A 14,738-nucleotide genomic window follows, 5' to 3' on the forward strand; every position below is an offset into this window, starting at 1 on the left:
CAGCTGTATGACGCGGTGACGTTTTACCGCAGATCGCTCAAACTCTGAAATTTCGGTGTTGCCCGACCGCCTCTCTCAGGCGGCCGCAGAAGGGGGAGACATGGCGAAGACCGCGCTCATCACCGGCGTGACCGGCCAGGACGGTTCGTACCTGTCCGAGTTGCTGCTCCAGAAGGGATACACGGTCCACGGCCTCATGCGCCGCTCGTCGAGCTTCAACACCGAGCGGATCGACCACATCTACCAGGGACCGGAGGAGGAGAACCGCTCGTTCGTGCTGCACCACGCCGATCTCGCGGACGGGGTCGCCCTGGTGAACCTGATGCGCGACATCCGGCCCGACGAGGTCTACAACCTCGGCGCGCAGTCGCACGTCCGGGTCTCCTTCGACGCCCCGCTGTACACGGGCGACGTCACCGGTCTCGGGACGATCCGGCTGCTGGAGGCCGTGCGCGCCAGCGGCATCGACACCCGGGTGTACCAGGCGTCCTCGTCGGAGATGTTCGGCGCCAGCCCGCCGCCGCAGAACGAGCGGACCCCCTTCCACCCGCGCAGCCCGTACAGCGTCGCCAAGGTCTACTCGTACTGGGCGACCGTCAACTACCGCGAGGCGTACGGCATGTTCGCGGTCAACGGGATCCTGTTCAACCACGAGTCACCGCGTCGCGGAGAGACCTTCGTGACCCGGAAGATCACTCGCGGGGTGGCCCGGATCAAGGCGGGTCTGCAGACGCATCTGCACCTGGGGAACCTGGACGCGGTGCGCGACTGGGGGTACGCCCCCGAGTACGTCGACGCGATGTGGCGCATGCTCCAGTGCGACACCCCGGACGACTACGTGGTGGCGACCGGCGAGGGGGTCAGCGTCCGGCAGTTCCTGGAGTACGCCTTCGAGCACGCCGGCCTCGACTGGCGCGAGCACGTCCGGTACGACGCGAAGTACGAGCGCCCCAGCGAGGTCGACGCGCTGATCGGGGACGCGTCCAAGGCCGCGGAACTACTGGGCTGGAAGCCCGCCGTGAAGTCGCAGGAGCTGGCCCGGATCATGGTCGACGCCGATGTCCGGCAGCTGGCCGACCAGCTCACCGGAGCGGCCGTGCGGGTGGACCGGTGAGCTGCCACGGGCGTCTCGGACGCAGCCGCAGCGGTGCGTTCGTCACCGTCCTGGCCCTCGCGGCCGGAGTCCTGACCGCTTCCGCGGTCACTTCTCCCCCGGCAGCCGCGCTGACTCCGCCGGTCGGCTTCACCGCCGACAACCTCGCCACGTACCAGACGAACGGCATCGTCTGGACCCTCGCCGAGGCGAACGGGGTCGTCTACGCGGGCGGAACCTTCAGCAATGTCCGCCCGGCCGGCTCCCCCGCGGGCAGCAACACCACCTCGGCGGTCAACTTCGCCGCGTTCAACGCGGCCACCGGAGCGCCCACCGGCTGCTCGCTCTCCTTCACGCGCAGCAGCGGCACCGCGACGGTGCGTGCGCTCGCGGTCTCCCCCGACAAGTCCACGCTGTACGCAGGTGGTTACTTCAACGCGGTGAACGGGACCGCCGCCAACGGACTGGTCGCTATCAACACCGCCACCTGCACGCTGCGTCCAGGGTTCGCGCCCAGCTTCGGTGCGACCGTGCGGGCGCTCGACGTGGCGGCGAACGGCACGGTCTACGCGGGCGGCGACTTCCAGAGCGTCAACGGCCAGAACCGCCGCTTCTTCGGCGCGGTCACGGCCGCCGGTGCGCTGACGGCCTGGAATCCGGACGCCGATGATCCCGGCAGGACTCTCAAGGTCACCCCGGACGGGCAGAGCGTGCTCATCGGCGGGGACTTCGTCACGGTGGGCGGCGCGAACTCGCACGCGCTCGCGGTGACCGCCGCCGGCACGGGCGCGCTGACCCGCGCCTACACGAACAACTTCATCCCGTCGTCCGCCGTGATCAAGGACATCGTCACCGACACCGTGTCCGGCGGGTGGTACGTGGGCGGCGAGGGTGCCGGCGGCGCCTCGTTCGACGGGCGTCTCGCCATGGATCTCACCACGTTCGACCAGCGCTGGCGGGACACCTGCCAGGGTGCCACGCAGGCCCTGCGGGTCTATCGGGGGGTGCTGTACGCGGGCAGCCATGTCCACGACTGCTCCACCATGGGCGGCTTCCCCAACCAGGTCCGCAAACACCTCACCGCGCAGGCCGTCGACGATCCGGCGATGCTCGGCTGGCTGCCGGACACCAATGACGGCATCGGTGAGCCGGTTGGACCGCGGGCGCTGACCGTCTCGTCCCGCGACGGACGCGATTTCCTCTGGGTGGGCGGCGAGTTCACCACGGTCAACGGAGTCGCACAGCAGGCGCTCACCCGGTTCGCCGACTCCCCGGACACGGGGGCGCCCTCCGCGCCCGTGGTCAGCCTCTCCGCGCCACGGTCCGGTGAGGTGCGGGTGAGCTGGCGTGCGAGTCTGGACCTGGACGACAGCCGGCTCACCTACCGGGTGTATCGCAACGGCGGATCGACGCCGGTGCACACGACGACCGGTTCCTCGCTGTTCTTCAGCCGGCCGCAGCTGACCTTCACCGACACCGATGTCGTGGCGGGCCGGAGTTACGCGTACCGGATCACGGCGAGCGACGGCACCAACACCAGCGCCCTCTCCGCCAACGTCTCCGTCACCGCGGCGGCTTCGGCCGGCCCGTACGCGGAGCGCGTGCTCGCCGACGGGGCGGATCTGTACTGGCGCTACGACGAGGCGGGCGGCGCGTTCGCCTCGGACGCCTCGGACAACGACGACGGCGGGGTGTACATGAACGCCCCGTCGTACCGCTCGGCCCCGTCCGCCGTGACCGGCTCCACGGCCCTGTCCCTCAACGGCACCGACGAGTACGTCTACAGCGACCGGCTGCATCACTACACCTCGCCGACCCCGTACTCCATCGAGACGTGGTTCCGCACCAGCACGACCCGCGGCGGGCGGATCGTCGGGTACGGCAGCAACATCGGCACCGCCCAGGGGCACACCAGCGGGATCTCCGACAAGATCCTCTACCTCACCGACAACGGGCGTCTCGCCTTCGGCGTCCAGGTAGGCAGCTCCAGCAGCCGGCCGACGATCACCTCGGCCGCCTCCTTCAACGACAACGCCTGGCACCACGCGGTCGCCACCCAGGGCCCGTCCGGCATGCGGCTGTACGTGGACGGTGCGCAGGTCGGCACCAACGCCACCACCGGCAACCGCTCGTACAACGGATACTGGCGGGTCGGCGGGGACGCCATGGCCACGGCCTGGCCGAACCGTCCGACCAGTACCTACTTCGCGGGACAGGTCGACGAGACCGCCGTCTACCCGTCGGCCCTGACCGCCGCCCAGGTGGCCGCGCACCACGATCTGGCGGACACCCCGTCCGGGCCCGGCGACACCACGGTCTCACTGACGCCGACGGAGGACGCGTACGTCAACGGTGTCGCGGCCAACACCACCTACAACGACAGCCAGCTCGCCTCCCGGGGCACCACGCCGTATCTCGGATACCTCCGCTTCACCCTGCCCGGCGCCCCCGCCGGGCAGGAGCTCAAGAGCGCCCGGCTCACCTTCCGTACCTCGTCGGACTCCACCGCGGGCTCGGCCGACAGCCACACTCTCGTGCCGGTCACCGGCGCGTGGACCGAGTCGGCGGTCACCTACAACACCCGGCCGTCGCTCGCCGCGACGGTGCTGGGGACCATCTCCGGCGCAACCACCGTCTCCACCGACTACTCGGTGGAACTGAACGCGCCGGCGCTGGGCGGAGCCCTGGGCTCCGCCTACTCACTCGCCCTCACCAGCAGCGGGACGGACAGTCTCCGCATCTGGTCGAGCGAGGTCGCAACCGCGGCCTACCGGCCGCAGCTCGTTCTCACCTTCGGAGCTGAATGATGAACGAAAGTACGGGGCGCAGACCCGGCGCACGCAGCCGCACGCGTGCCGCGGCCGCCGCGCTCTGCCTGCTCGCCGGGGCCCTGAGCGCCGCCGCTGCCGGGGGCTCCCCGGCAACGGCCCTCACGCCGCCGGTCTCGATCACCGCGGACGACCTGTCCACCTGGCAGACCAACGGCATCGTCTGGTCGATGGCCGCGTCGGCCGACGGGGTGGTCTACGCGGGCGGTACCTTCTCCACCGTACGGCCGCCGGACGCAGCGGCCGGTACGTCCGAGCAGCCCGCGGTGAACTTCGCCGCGTTCGACGCCGCGACCGGCGCGCCGACCGGCTGCAGCCTGTCGTTCACCCTCTCCTCCGGAACCGCGACCGTGCGGTCCCTCGTGCTGTCCCCGGACGGTGACACCCTTTACGCGGGCGGTCAGTTCGGGGCGGTCAACGGGGTCGGGGTCAGCAACATCGCGGCCGTCGACACGGCCACGTGCACCCCGCGCGATGACTTCAAGGTCGCCGTGTCGGCGACCGTGCGGGCACTCGCCGTCACCGACGACACGGTGTATCTCGGTGGTGACTTCAACAGCGTCGCGGGGCAGACCCGGAACAAGTTCGCCGCCGTGACCACCGGCGCCCAGCTCAAGCCGTTCACCGCGAACACGGACGAGGTCGGGCGGGCCGTGGAGGTCACCCCCGACGGTCAGCACGTGGTGATCGGCGGCGACTTCTTCACCGTCAACGGGACGAACTCGCACGCGCTGGCCGTGGTGGACGCGACCACGGGTGCCCTGGACAAGAGCTATCCGGGGTTCATTCCGAACACCTCGACGGTGCAGGACCTGACCTCGGACGCCACCCAGTTCTACACCGCCAACGAGGGCACCGGGGGCGGTGTCTTCGACGGCCGGATCGCGCTCGACCTGAGCACCTTCTCCCAGGTCTGGCGCGACACCTGCCTGGGCGCCACGCAGGCGCTGCTGGTGCACAACGGTGTGCTGTACAGCGGCAGTCACGCCCATGACTGCGCGTCCATGGGCGAGTTCCCCGACCAGCCGCGCAAGCACCTGCTGGCCCAGTCGGTCGACGACCCGAAACTGCTGCCGTGGTTCCCGGACACCAACGACGGCATCGGGGAGCCGGTCGGCCCGCGGGTGATGGCGCAGACGGACAAGGGCGGTCACCACTACCTGTGGGTGGGCGGTGAGTTCACCACCGTCAACGGCACCGCGCAGCAGGGGCTGACCCGGTTCGCCGACGGCCCGGACACGGGGGCGCCCTGGGTGCCCAACGCCAGTGTCTCCACGGTCCGGACGGGCGAGGTGGACGTGAACTGGCAGACCAGCTTCGACACCGACGACGGGGACCTGACGTACCGGATCTACAAGGACGGCGCGAGCACTCCCGTACACACCGTCACGGGGTCCTCGCTGTTCTGGGACCGTCCGCAACTGACGTGGACGGACCAGGACGTGGCACCCGGTGAAACGCACACGTACCGGATCAGCGCGAGCGACGGCACCAACACCAGCGCCAAGTCGCCCGCGGTGACAGCGGTCGTGGCGTCCGCGGCGGAGGCCTACCCCGCCAAGGTGATCGCCGACGGCGCTTCGCTGTACTGGCGCTACGACGAGGCCACCTCGACGTTCGCCGCCGACGCCTCGGGTGGCCTGGACAACGGATTCCTGCGCAACGCGCCGTCCTACCGCCAGACTCCGGCCGCGATCGCCGGACCGTCGACCGCGATGGGCTTCAACGGCACGGACGAGTACGCCTACAGCAACAAGCGGCACGCCCAGCCGGCCAAGTTCTCGGTGGAGACGTGGATCAAGACCACGACCACCAGGGGAGGGAAGATCATCGGCTTCGGGAACCTGACCATGCAGAACAGCGGCCAGTACGACAAGCATGTCTACATGCGCAACGACGGACGGCTGATGTTCGGGGTCCACAGCGGTGGCACCCGGACAGTGGCCACCTCCGCCGCGTACAACGACGGTGCCTGGCACCATGTGGTCGCCACCCAGGGCTCCGGCGGCATGGCGCTGTACGTCGACGGGCAGCTCCGTGCCTTCAACCCGCTGTACACCGGCAGCGAGAGCTACCAGGGCTACTGGCGGGTCGGCGGGGACAACCTCGCCAGCTGGCCGAACCGTCCGACGAGCAACTTCTTCGCCGGGCAGATCGACGAGACGGCGGTCTACCCGACCGCGCTGAGCAGCTCGCAGGTCGCCGCCCACTACGCGCTGAGGACGGGTGGATGAGGTACCAGTTCCTGGCCGGCGCCGCCGTCGTCGTCATGACGGCGGCGCTGGCCGCCTGCGGCTCGTCCTCCGACGGGAGCAAGGAGAAGGTCGCCGGCGCCGGGCCTGCCGCCGCGTCACAGCCGGTGGCGGGGCCGGAGGCCGGAGACGGGGCCGCGCCCTCCACCGGGCCGAAGGCCTCCCCCACCAGTGCCCCGCCCAGGATTCCGAGCGACGAACTGACCCCGGCCACCGGCTCGTTCACCAAGAAGCAGAAGGAGTACCTCGTCGACCGAGTGCCCAAGGGCATGGACCCGGCCGCCGTCCTCCAGACCGGACAGGAGACATGCGACCGGCTGACCTATCTCGTCAAAGGGGACCGGGACACTGCCGTCGGCGCGATCGTCACGGGTGAGATCGCCGGCGCGGAGCCGGCCGTCGCGCACCTGTGCGTCCAGCACCAGGATCTGGTGGAGCGGGCGGCCGGGGGCTACGCCGACGGTACGTACGAGGGCAGGCAACTGCGTCCGGGGCGCTACCGCGACGTCACCCCCACCAGGACCTGCAGCTGGCAGATCGCCGGGGCGAACGGGAAGGACCTGGCGTCGGGCTCCTCCGACGACGGGAAGCGGACCGCGATCACGATCCCGGCGGCGGCCCGCGGCTTCACCTCCACAGGCTGCTACGCCTGGCTGCCCGAAGGAGACAACGGATGAGCAAGCTGCCCATAGCCGTGGCGATCCCCACGAAGAACGAGGGGCTCAACATCGCCGAGGCGGTGAAGTCGGTCCTCGGCCACTTCGAGGCGGTCGTCGTCGTCGACTCGCACAGCACCGACGACACGGCGAAGATCGCCGCAGAGTGCGGGGCCGAGGTCGTCATGTACACCTGGGACGGCGGGCATCCCAGGAAGAAGCAGTGGTGCCTGGACCATGTCCGCACGGACCTGGACTGGATCCTGTTGCTCGACGGGGACGAACGGCTGAGCCCGGGGCTCCTGGCGGAACTGCGGCAGGTCTTCGCCGATCCGGACGCACCCAGGCCGGCGGCGTACGACATCCCGCTGGGGTACTGGTTCTCCGGGAAGCGGCTGCGGCACGGGTACACCATCCGCAAGCGCTCGCTGACCGACCGCACCCGCAGCCACTATCCGGAGGTGGGCGATCTCGCCGCGCCGGGCATCGGCGAGGTGGAGGGGCACTACCAGCCGGTCGCGGCGAGTGCCGGATCCCTCCGCAACCCGATCGAGCACCAGGATCTCGATCCGGTGACCGCCTGGTTCGAGCGGCACAACCGGTACTCGGACTGGGAGGCGTGGCTGGAGCACCATCCCGACGTCAAGGAACAGGTGCGCCGGGTCAAGTCCCGGCAGGGGCAGCTGTTTCACAAGGCGCCGTTCAAGCCGCTGGTGTCCTTCGCGTACATGTACCTGTACCGGCGGGGCTTCCTGGACGGGCGGGCGGGGTTCGACTTCGCCCTGGCCATGAGCTTCTACCGGTGGCAGATCGCGCTCAAGTCGCGTGAGACACCTGCTGCTTGAGTCAACGGCGCTTCCGGCGGACCACGTCCTCGTAGGTCCGCCGGAGCGTCCCGGTCACGATGCCGATGGTGAAGTGCTCGTTGACCAGCTCCCAGGCTGCCCGGCCCGCCTCGGCGTTGGCCTCGGGCTCCAGCAGTTCCAGGACGGCCTGCGCGACCTTCTGCGCGTTGGCCTCGTCCTCACCCACCCGGCTGTCGATCACCCGGCCGGCTCCGGCCTGCGCGACATCGGGGCCGAGGCCGCAGGTACGGGTGATGACAACGGGGGTGCCGACGGACATCGCTTCGAGGACCGAGACGCCCAGGGGTTCCTCGATCGACGGCAGGACGTACACATCGGCCTGCCGTCCGGCGGCCAGCACCTCCTCGTGGCCGAGCGGCCCGACATGGTCGAGCGAGTCCAGTACGCCCAGGCTGCGGGCCAGTCGCAGCGTGCCGGGGAGTGCTCCGGTGTCGGGACCGGCCAGGACGAACCGCGCGTCCGGGTGCTTCGCGAGGACGGCGGGCATCGCGGCCACGAAGTCCTCCGGCCGCTTGCGCTCCTGGATCCGGGCGAGGAAGAGCACCGTCGGCGGGCGGGACGGGTCGCGGGCCGGCTTGAGCGCCTGCGGGCGCACGCCGTTGACCAGGCGCACCGTCCTGGTGAGCGCGACGGGGGCCGCGACGGCGTTCACATCGATCCGTTCGGCCTCGGTCAGGTGGAGCACCGCGTCCGCGCCGCGCAGGACCTTCCGCACCCCCAGCAGGTCGGTCAGTTGTGCCACGCGCTTCTCCGTGGGGTCCACCATGCCGTGCGTCTGGACGACGAGCGGGGTTCGGGTGGCCAGCGCGAGCAGCGCGGCGGGCAGCGTCACCAGGTCACGCATCAGGTGTACGTGGACGAGGTCGGCGCCGCGCATCATGCGGCGCGCCGACAGCAGGAGCGCTCCGGAGGTGATTCCGCTGACCTCGAACATCGGCAGCAGGTGGCGGGCCTGGAAGAGGTGGACGGGCACCCCCTCCACGTCGCCGGGCAGCGGGCCGCCGAAGCCGTCGCCCAGGGCCATGATCCGGGCGTCGTCGCCCCCGGCGCGCTGGACCTTCGAAAGGTTCAGGGCCACCCGGGTCGGACCCCCGAAGGCGTGGTCCGGGGTGTGCAGTGTGACGATGTGCAGGATCTTCACCAGGATTCCCCTCGACCTCGGCCGGCTGTTCACAGACTAGTCATCACATCACCTCAAGTGGGTTGATTCGTTAAGGTGTTCAAAGGGTCACAGGCTCACGGAACGGGGGGACGATGACGTCCGTGCACGGGGCACCGCCGTCCGCGCCCGTACGGGACGGCAACCCGCGGCCGTCGGTCGAGCCGCCCGCCAAGCCGATGTCCTGGGCGATGCTGTCGCGGGCGATGGCCGTGCCGCTCATCCTGGGCCTGGTCTGCTTCCTGCCTGCGTTGATCGCCGCCCAGCCCGGGACCGGTTCCCGGGACACGGCGTACTGGCTGCAGCTCGTGCTGACGTGCTACTCCGGGGCCCGGCTGGCCACGATGGTCCTGTCCACGCGGCGCCGGCTGCTGCAGGGCGTCTTCTGGATGTTCGTGTACATCGCGATGGGGGTGGCACCGTTCGCCCAGGCGGTCATCGGTCAGACACCGACGCCGATGGTCGGACCGCGGGCCGATCTGGTCACGGCGATCGCCCTGATCCTGGTGGGGTGTGCGGCCTTCGATCTCGGGGCGCTGCTGGCGTCCCGGCGTCCGCTGCGACGGCGCACCCCGGCCCGCGTGGGCGGCGGCGGTCCTGCCACGGCGCACCCGGTCAGGCTGCGGCTGCTGGTGCTGCTCGCGCTCGCGGCGAGCGGCTACTACGTGCTGAAGCTCGGCGGGCCCGCCGTGTTCTTCTCCAGCAGGCAGGAGATCAGTGCCTCGGTCGCGGAGAGCGGCGTCGCTTCCGGGGAGTCCAATGTGGGCTCGGCGTTCCTGAAGGGTTTCGGTACGGTGCCTGCCCTGCTGGCGCTGCTCTTCTGCACCCGACGGCTGGTGACCTCGCGCCGGGCGCGGCGCTCACCGTCCACCGTCCTGGTGTGGATCGCCCTGGCAGCCGTCAACCTGGTCGTGAACAACCCGATATCCAACGCCCGTTACTGGTTCCTGACGGTGCTGGTCTCACTGTTGTTCACGGCGTTCCCCAGCAGTGCGGCGATGTACCGCTCGGTGCTGGCCATGGGGGTGGTCGGCGCCCTGGTGCTGTTCCCGTACGCGGACCGGTTCCGCTACGACGACACCGGGTACCGGCCGGTGCAGTCCTCGTCCGTGTTCGAGCCGCTGGCCACCAAGGACTACGACCAGACGGTGATGTTCGCCAACACCATCTCCTGGGTCGATACCCGTGGTCACACGTACGGCCGCCAACTGGCGGGGTCCGCCTTCTTCTTCGTACCGAGGGCGGCGTGGAGCGGCAAGCCGGAGGACACCGGGGTGCGCGTCGGGCAGTGGATGGGGATGAACATGACCAACCTCTCCGCGCCTCTGTGGACCGAGCTCTGGGTGGACTTCGGGGCGCCTGGCATGGTCGGCGGTCTCGCCCTGATCGGTTACGCCGCCGCCCGCACCGACCGCCGGTACGCGCGGGCGGTGTCGCGCGACGGTCCGGGGCCCGGCAGTGTCCTGGCGATCACGGCGCCGCTGATCGCGGGATACACCTTCATCCTGCTGCGCGGCCCGCTGCTCCAGGCCGTCGGGAAGCTGGCCATCGCGGCGCTGTGCCTGGCGCTGGTCACGAGTTTCACGGACCGGAGCCGGCGGCGGTCGCGCTGACCGCGGCGAGCCCGGGCTCGCCGCGGCGGGTCAGCCGCGCCACCCGGGTCCAGGTGGCGACCGCCTTGCAGACGGATCCCAGGCACAGGCCCCAGGCGGCGCCCATCACTCCGCCGAGGACGTAGCCGCCGGTGAGGAAGGCGACCGCGGCGAGGGAGAAGACCACCTGGATCGAGAGCGTGGTGCGTGGATCGAGGAGTCTGAGCGCCAGTAGCCCGCAGGTGCCGACGGCCATCGCGGCGTACTGACTGCCGGTCGCCGGGAGCAGTGCCGCCGCCGTCGGCCAGGTGTCACCGAGCAGATGCCGGCCGACCGAGCCGGGGAGCAGGGCGAGGACGGTCGCCCAGCCGGCTGCGGTCAGTGCCAGGACGGCGGCCAGCGCGGCGGTGGCCCGCACCCTGAGCCGTTCGGTGGCGAGCCGTCCGATGACCGGGGGGCCGAAGCCGGTGGCCGAGGTGAAAAGTACGTTGAGCGGGCCGAAGAGGGTGGTGGCGCCGCGCAGGGCGCCGACGACGAGGGGGTTGCCGACCGCGCCGAGCCCGAGCACGGAGAGCTGGCTGGTCGCATTGCCGACGCCGAACTCGACGACGAACCGCCGGCCGAGGTGCCCCTTCCTGACCAACGGTTTCAGCAGCACCGGGGTGCCGGCCGTCCTGCGGTGCAGCACGGCCGCGGAGAGCAGGAGCGCGGGCAGGGCGGAGAGGCCCCAGACAAGGACCAGCCAGGCCGCCGGGGTGCCGTGCGGCTGTACGGCCAGCGTACCGAGGACACAGACCAGTCGGAGCGTGTCGGCGGCCAGTGCCAGATGCTGCGCGTGCAGAGTGGCGAAGGCGTAGCGGGCCGTGTCCTGCGCGAGGACGACCGGCAGCACGATCCCGAGCATGGTCAGGGCGCGCGCCGTCTCCCCCGGCAGCATCGCGCAGACGGCGGCGAGCAGGCCGCCGGCGACGGCCGAGACGAGCAGGGTGAACCCGAGAGCGGACCGGCAGGCTCCGCGCGTCTCGTCACTCGCCCCGCGGCGCAGCACCAGTGGCTGGCCGGTGTAGGCGCCGGACACCCCGAGGAGCACGGTGAAGACGAGGTAGACGGCGGAGAAGCGCGCGAAGTCGGCGACGGTGGAGAGCCGGGCGGCCACCACCAGCACCAGGATGTTGGTGAGCGCGGCCACCCCCTGGTCCGCGACCGAGCAGACGACCGCGGTGCGTGCCCTCATCTGTGTCCCGCGGTGCTGCTGTGGTCGCTGCCGCCGCGCCCGTTGCCACTGTCCAGCGTGCGCAGACCGAGCGTCTCGGTGGGGTCACCGGTGTGCCCGGCGCCGTCCGCCAGGTCGGGGCCGTCCGCCTGCGCACCGTCCTGCCCGGCGTGGCCGTGTGCGGTTGCCGGCCGACCGCGACCGCGGCGTTTGGCCGTCTTCCGACGGGCCCTGCGCTCCAGGCGCCCGTAGCCGGGGTGCAGCAGGGTACCGAGCACGGAGCCGCCTGCCGCGCCGATGATCTCGCGGATCCGCTCCAGGTCGCTGCGGTGCACCTCGCGCGGGTCACAGACCACCACGACACCCTCGACGCGGTCGATGAGCGCGACGGCGTCGGCGTACGAGAGGACGGGTGGGGCCAGCACGATGACGACCGCTCCGGGCCGGCCGCCTTCGGCGAGGATGCGGCCGACGGGTGCGGAGGTCAAGGCGCGCGGCACGTTGTCCGTACGGCGGCCGGCGATCAGGGTGAAGGCCCCCGATCCGGGCACGTCCACGTTGGTGCGGCTGTCCGAGGGCCAGGTGCGCTCGTCGCGTTCGGCGGCCCAGCTGGGCCGGCCGCCGCGGCCCGCCGCGCCGAGTTCCGCGGCCAGGGACGGGGCCCTCAGATCGGCCTCGACCAGCAGGACGTCGCGCCCCATCTCCGCGAAGGCTGCCGCGAGGTTGGCCGCGGCTGCGGTCGCCATGGCGTTGTCCCCGCGGGGCGCGGTGACCAGGAGCCGGCGGCGCTCGGTGAACGAGGGGTCGTACGCGAGCCGGAAGGCGACGGCCCGGTACTCCTCGGCCAGTCTGCTGCCGCCGCGCCCGATGGCGAGCAGTGTTCCGGTCGCGGCCCGTTCCCTGGGCAGGGTGCCCAGCAGCGGGGCGCCGAGCGAGCGGACGAGTTCCCTGGTGGACCGGACGGCTGGGTCGAAGACAAGCCGAACCCAGGACAGCAGCAGGCCGAGCGCCAGGCCGACGACGCCGCCGAGTCCGAGGAGCAGGGGGAGCCCGGCGCCGCTGGGCGTCTCGGGCACGACGGGCTTCTTGTTCAGATAGCCCGGTGTCGTGTCGAGCGCACGCAACTCCGATATTTTCTGGCTCAGTTCGGAGATGGAGACGATGAGGTTGGCCCGTGCGCTGGTGACGTCGTTGCCCACGGTGGCGGTTTCCTGCTCGGCCAGCCGGTCGCGTTGTTCGGTGAGCGGCTTCAGCTGGGCACGGTAGCCGTCGACCATGTTGTCGATGCTGTTCTCGGTACGTTCCCGGCGTATCTCCAGATAGGCCTCGGCGAGGGCCTGGGCGCGGGCCTTCGCCTGTTCGGGGGTGCGGCTGGTGTAGGAGAACCTGAGCACCAGAGTGTTGGGCGGGTTGGTGACCTGGAGCCCGGAGAGCAGTGTCCCCACCTCCACGGCGTCGCCGGACTTCGCCAGCGAGCCGACGGCTACGGTGCCCACGGCGTCGCTGACCGCGGTCTGGCGCTCGGAGCCGATGTTGATGCCCTTGTCGGCCGAGGCGCCCGCGGCGAAGGGGTCCGAGGTGGCGGAACGTACGGACACCTCACCGGTGGAGGTGTAGGTGTCCTCGCCGCTCAGGGCCAGCCAGCCGGAGCCGAGCAGTCCGACGACGACGCCGCACGCGAGCAGGGTGCGGTAGCGCAGGAGCTGGCGGAACTGATCCCTGAGCAGCGCGGGTTCGTCCTGGTCCTCCAGGGCGCGGATCGGGTGGGTCATCGGCGGTCTCTCCCTTCGGTGTCCTGAAGGACCTCGGTGAGCAGTGCGTCGAAGCGGGCGAGACCGGCTTCCCGGCCGAGGTGGCGAGCCACGTACCGGGGTCCGTGGGAGCCGAGTTCGTCGGCTGCGGCGGGTTCCTCGATGAGCTTGCGGACCGCCGCGAGTACCGCGGCCGGGTCCTCGGGTGCGACGAGGAGTCCGGCGCCCGAGCGCTGCACCTCCTGGGCGGTGCCGCCCCCGTCGGCCACGGAGGCGACGACGGGGCGGCCCGAGACGAAGTACGAGGTGAGCTTGGAGGGCACGCTCATGTCGAGCACGGACGCGCGCTGGGTCACGGCGAGTACGTCGGCGGCGGCCAGAACGTCGGTGAACTCGTCCGCGCCGGCGGGCGGCAGGAAGTCGAGATTGGTCAGGCCGGAAGCGCGGGCCAGCAGGGCCTCGCGCTGATTGCCGTCGCCCATCAGGACGATGCGGATCTCGGGGGCGAGCCGCGCCGCGTCGACAAGGACCTCCAGCCCCTGTTTGAGCCCCATGTTGCCGGAGTGCAGGACGACGGGGGTGCCCTCGCGCCAGCCCAGGCGGGCCCTGGTCGTGGCACGGTCGGCCGAAGGGGGCGGGACATGGCTCCAGTTGGGAACGAGCCGGATGCGGTCCGGGTCCACCCCGTAGGCGGTGACCCGGGGGACGAAGGTCTCGTGGATGACGCCGACCAGCGTCGCGGACCCGAGGGCGTACCTCTCGGCCCGTGCCGCCAGGGCGGCTGCCCGGCCGCCGCCCCGGATGCCGCTCTGCGCGGCGGCGGCGCCCATCAGGTCCTGCACGACGGGTATGTGGGGAATCCCGTGGCGGCGGGCCAGCCGGGCGCCGATGACGCCGCCGGCGAGGCTCGGCAGCTGGGAGATCACCGCGTCGGGCCGCAGCGCGGGCGGGGCCGCGAGGCCGTGCGCGAGCACACTCGCCTCGAAGGCGGCTCTGCGCAGGGCGCTCTGCCGGGGCGGCACATAGTGTCTTCGCCGGTGGACCGTGACGCCCGCGCGCCGCTCCTCGGCCCGCCACACTCCCCGATAGGCCGCCTCGGTCCGCCAGGACGGGTAGTGCGGCATGCCGGTCAGCACATGGGTGTCGGCCCCTGAGCGGGCCCAGTGCTCGGCAAGCTGGGCGGCGTACGGACCTATGCCGGTCAGCTCCGGCGCGTAGTTCGTCGAGACCACCAGCAGGCGGCGGCCGTCGAGCGGTCTGTGGTGCTCTGTTTCTGGCATCGGACGATCGCCTTCCCCCGGAGCCACCTGTGTTCCCCCCAAGGAACA

General features: G+C 71.1%; 10 protein-coding genes. 6 read left to right on the forward strand and 4 right to left on the reverse strand.

Going from position 1 to position 14,738, the window contains the following annotated elements; all coding sequences use genetic code 11:
* Positions 1-100 precede the first annotated feature (100 nt).
* The 5 genes from gmd to SH922_RS02760 are packed head-to-tail and all read left to right on the forward strand — an operon-like array spanning position 101 to position 7,674.
* Positions 101-1,114 (forward strand): GDP-mannose 4,6-dehydratase, encoded by a 1,014-nt coding sequence (gene gmd, locus SH922_RS02740; protein ID WP_393054265.1) that lies wholly within the window; start codon positions 101-103, stop codon positions 1,112-1,114.
* Positions 1,111-3,900: a LamG-like jellyroll fold domain-containing protein gene (locus tag SH922_RS02745; RefSeq protein ID WP_393054267.1), complete on the forward strand. Its 2,790-nt coding sequence runs from the start codon at positions 1,111-1,113 to the stop codon at positions 3,898-3,900. Before gmd ends, SH922_RS02745 begins: the two co-directional genes overlap by 4 nt.
* Positions 3,897-6,155 carry a LamG-like jellyroll fold domain-containing protein gene (locus SH922_RS02750; RefSeq protein WP_393054270.1) on the forward strand — a complete coding sequence of 753 codons (2,259 nt, stop codon included), beginning with the start codon at positions 3,897-3,899 and terminating at the stop codon, positions 6,153-6,155. The genes SH922_RS02745 and SH922_RS02750 overlap by 4 nt, the downstream gene beginning before the upstream one ends.
* On the forward strand, positions 6,152-6,850 hold the full coding sequence (locus tag SH922_RS02755) for a hypothetical protein (RefSeq protein ID WP_393054273.1): 699 nt from the start codon (positions 6,152-6,154) through the stop codon (positions 6,848-6,850). The genes SH922_RS02750 and SH922_RS02755 overlap by 4 nt, the downstream gene beginning before the upstream one ends.
* On the forward strand, positions 6,847-7,674 hold the full coding sequence (locus SH922_RS02760; protein ID WP_393054276.1) for a glycosyltransferase family 2 protein: 828 nt from the start codon (positions 6,847-6,849) through the stop codon (positions 7,672-7,674). The genes SH922_RS02755 and SH922_RS02760 overlap by 4 nt, the downstream gene beginning before the upstream one ends.
* 1 nt (position 7,675) lies before the next feature.
* Here the strand turns inward: SH922_RS02760 and SH922_RS02765 are convergent, their stop codons facing one another.
* Positions 7,676-8,836 (reverse strand): glycosyltransferase, encoded by a 1,161-nt coding sequence (locus tag SH922_RS02765; protein WP_393054279.1) that lies wholly within the window; start codon positions 8,834-8,836, stop codon positions 7,676-7,678.
* 113 nt (positions 8,837-8,949) lie between these two features.
* Between SH922_RS02765 and SH922_RS02770 the strand changes: the two genes are divergently transcribed.
* Positions 8,950-10,467 carry a hypothetical protein gene (locus tag SH922_RS02770; RefSeq protein WP_393054282.1) on the forward strand — a complete coding sequence of 506 codons (1,518 nt, stop codon included), beginning with the start codon at positions 8,950-8,952 and terminating at the stop codon, positions 10,465-10,467.
* Here SH922_RS02770 and SH922_RS02775 read toward each other — a convergent pair.
* Genes SH922_RS02775 through SH922_RS02785 form a run of 3 tightly spaced genes read right to left on the reverse strand, consistent with a single transcriptional unit; the run spans position 10,436 to position 14,690 of the window.
* Complete coding sequence (locus SH922_RS02775; RefSeq protein ID WP_393054285.1) at positions 10,436-11,680, reverse strand: hypothetical protein; 1,245 nt, start codon at positions 11,678-11,680, stop codon at positions 10,436-10,438. The two genes, SH922_RS02770 and SH922_RS02775, sit on opposite strands and share 32 nt — an antisense overlap.
* On the reverse strand, positions 11,677-13,431 hold the full coding sequence (locus tag SH922_RS02780; protein WP_393054288.1) for a lipopolysaccharide biosynthesis protein: 1,755 nt from the start codon (positions 13,429-13,431) through the stop codon (positions 11,677-11,679). The genes SH922_RS02775 and SH922_RS02780 overlap by 4 nt, the downstream gene beginning before the upstream one ends.
* Positions 13,428-14,690, reverse strand: coding sequence for a glycosyltransferase (locus tag SH922_RS02785; protein WP_393054291.1), 1,263 nt, complete (start codon positions 14,688-14,690; stop codon positions 13,428-13,430). The genes SH922_RS02780 and SH922_RS02785 overlap by 4 nt, the downstream gene beginning before the upstream one ends.
* Between the last annotated feature and the right edge of the window lie 48 nt (positions 14,691-14,738).

It is taken from the genome of Streptomyces sp. LN549, from assembly GCF_043203805.1.
In the GTDB taxonomy this organism is placed as follows: Bacteria; Actinomycetota; Actinomycetes; order Streptomycetales; family Streptomycetaceae; genus Streptomyces.

What these genes read in the sequence shown, in the direction of transcription:
- SH922_RS02755 (WP_393054273.1), top strand. Translation starts at nt 6,152, where the DNA reads ATGAGGTACCAGTTCCTGGCCGGCGCCGCCGTCGTCGTCATGACGGCG.
- SH922_RS02785 (WP_393054291.1), bottom strand. Translation starts at nt 14,690, where the DNA reads ATGCCAGAAACAGAGCACCACAGACCGCTCGACGGCCGCCGCCTGCTG.
- SH922_RS02770 (WP_393054282.1), top strand. Translation starts at nt 8,950, where the DNA reads ATGACGTCCGTGCACGGGGCACCGCCGTCCGCGCCCGTACGGGACGGC.
- SH922_RS02775 (WP_393054285.1), bottom strand. Translation starts at nt 11,680, where the DNA reads ATGAGGGCACGCACCGCGGTCGTCTGCTCGGTCGCGGACCAGGGGGTG.
- SH922_RS02760 (WP_393054276.1), top strand. Translation starts at nt 6,847, where the DNA reads ATGAGCAAGCTGCCCATAGCCGTGGCGATCCCCACGAAGAACGAGGGG.
- SH922_RS02750 (WP_393054270.1), top strand. Translation starts at nt 3,897, where the DNA reads ATGATGAACGAAAGTACGGGGCGCAGACCCGGCGCACGCAGCCGCACG.
- gmd (WP_393054265.1), top strand. Translation starts at nt 101, where the DNA reads ATGGCGAAGACCGCGCTCATCACCGGCGTGACCGGCCAGGACGGTTCG.
- SH922_RS02780 (WP_393054288.1), bottom strand. Translation starts at nt 13,431, where the DNA reads ATGACCCACCCGATCCGCGCCCTGGAGGACCAGGACGAACCCGCGCTG.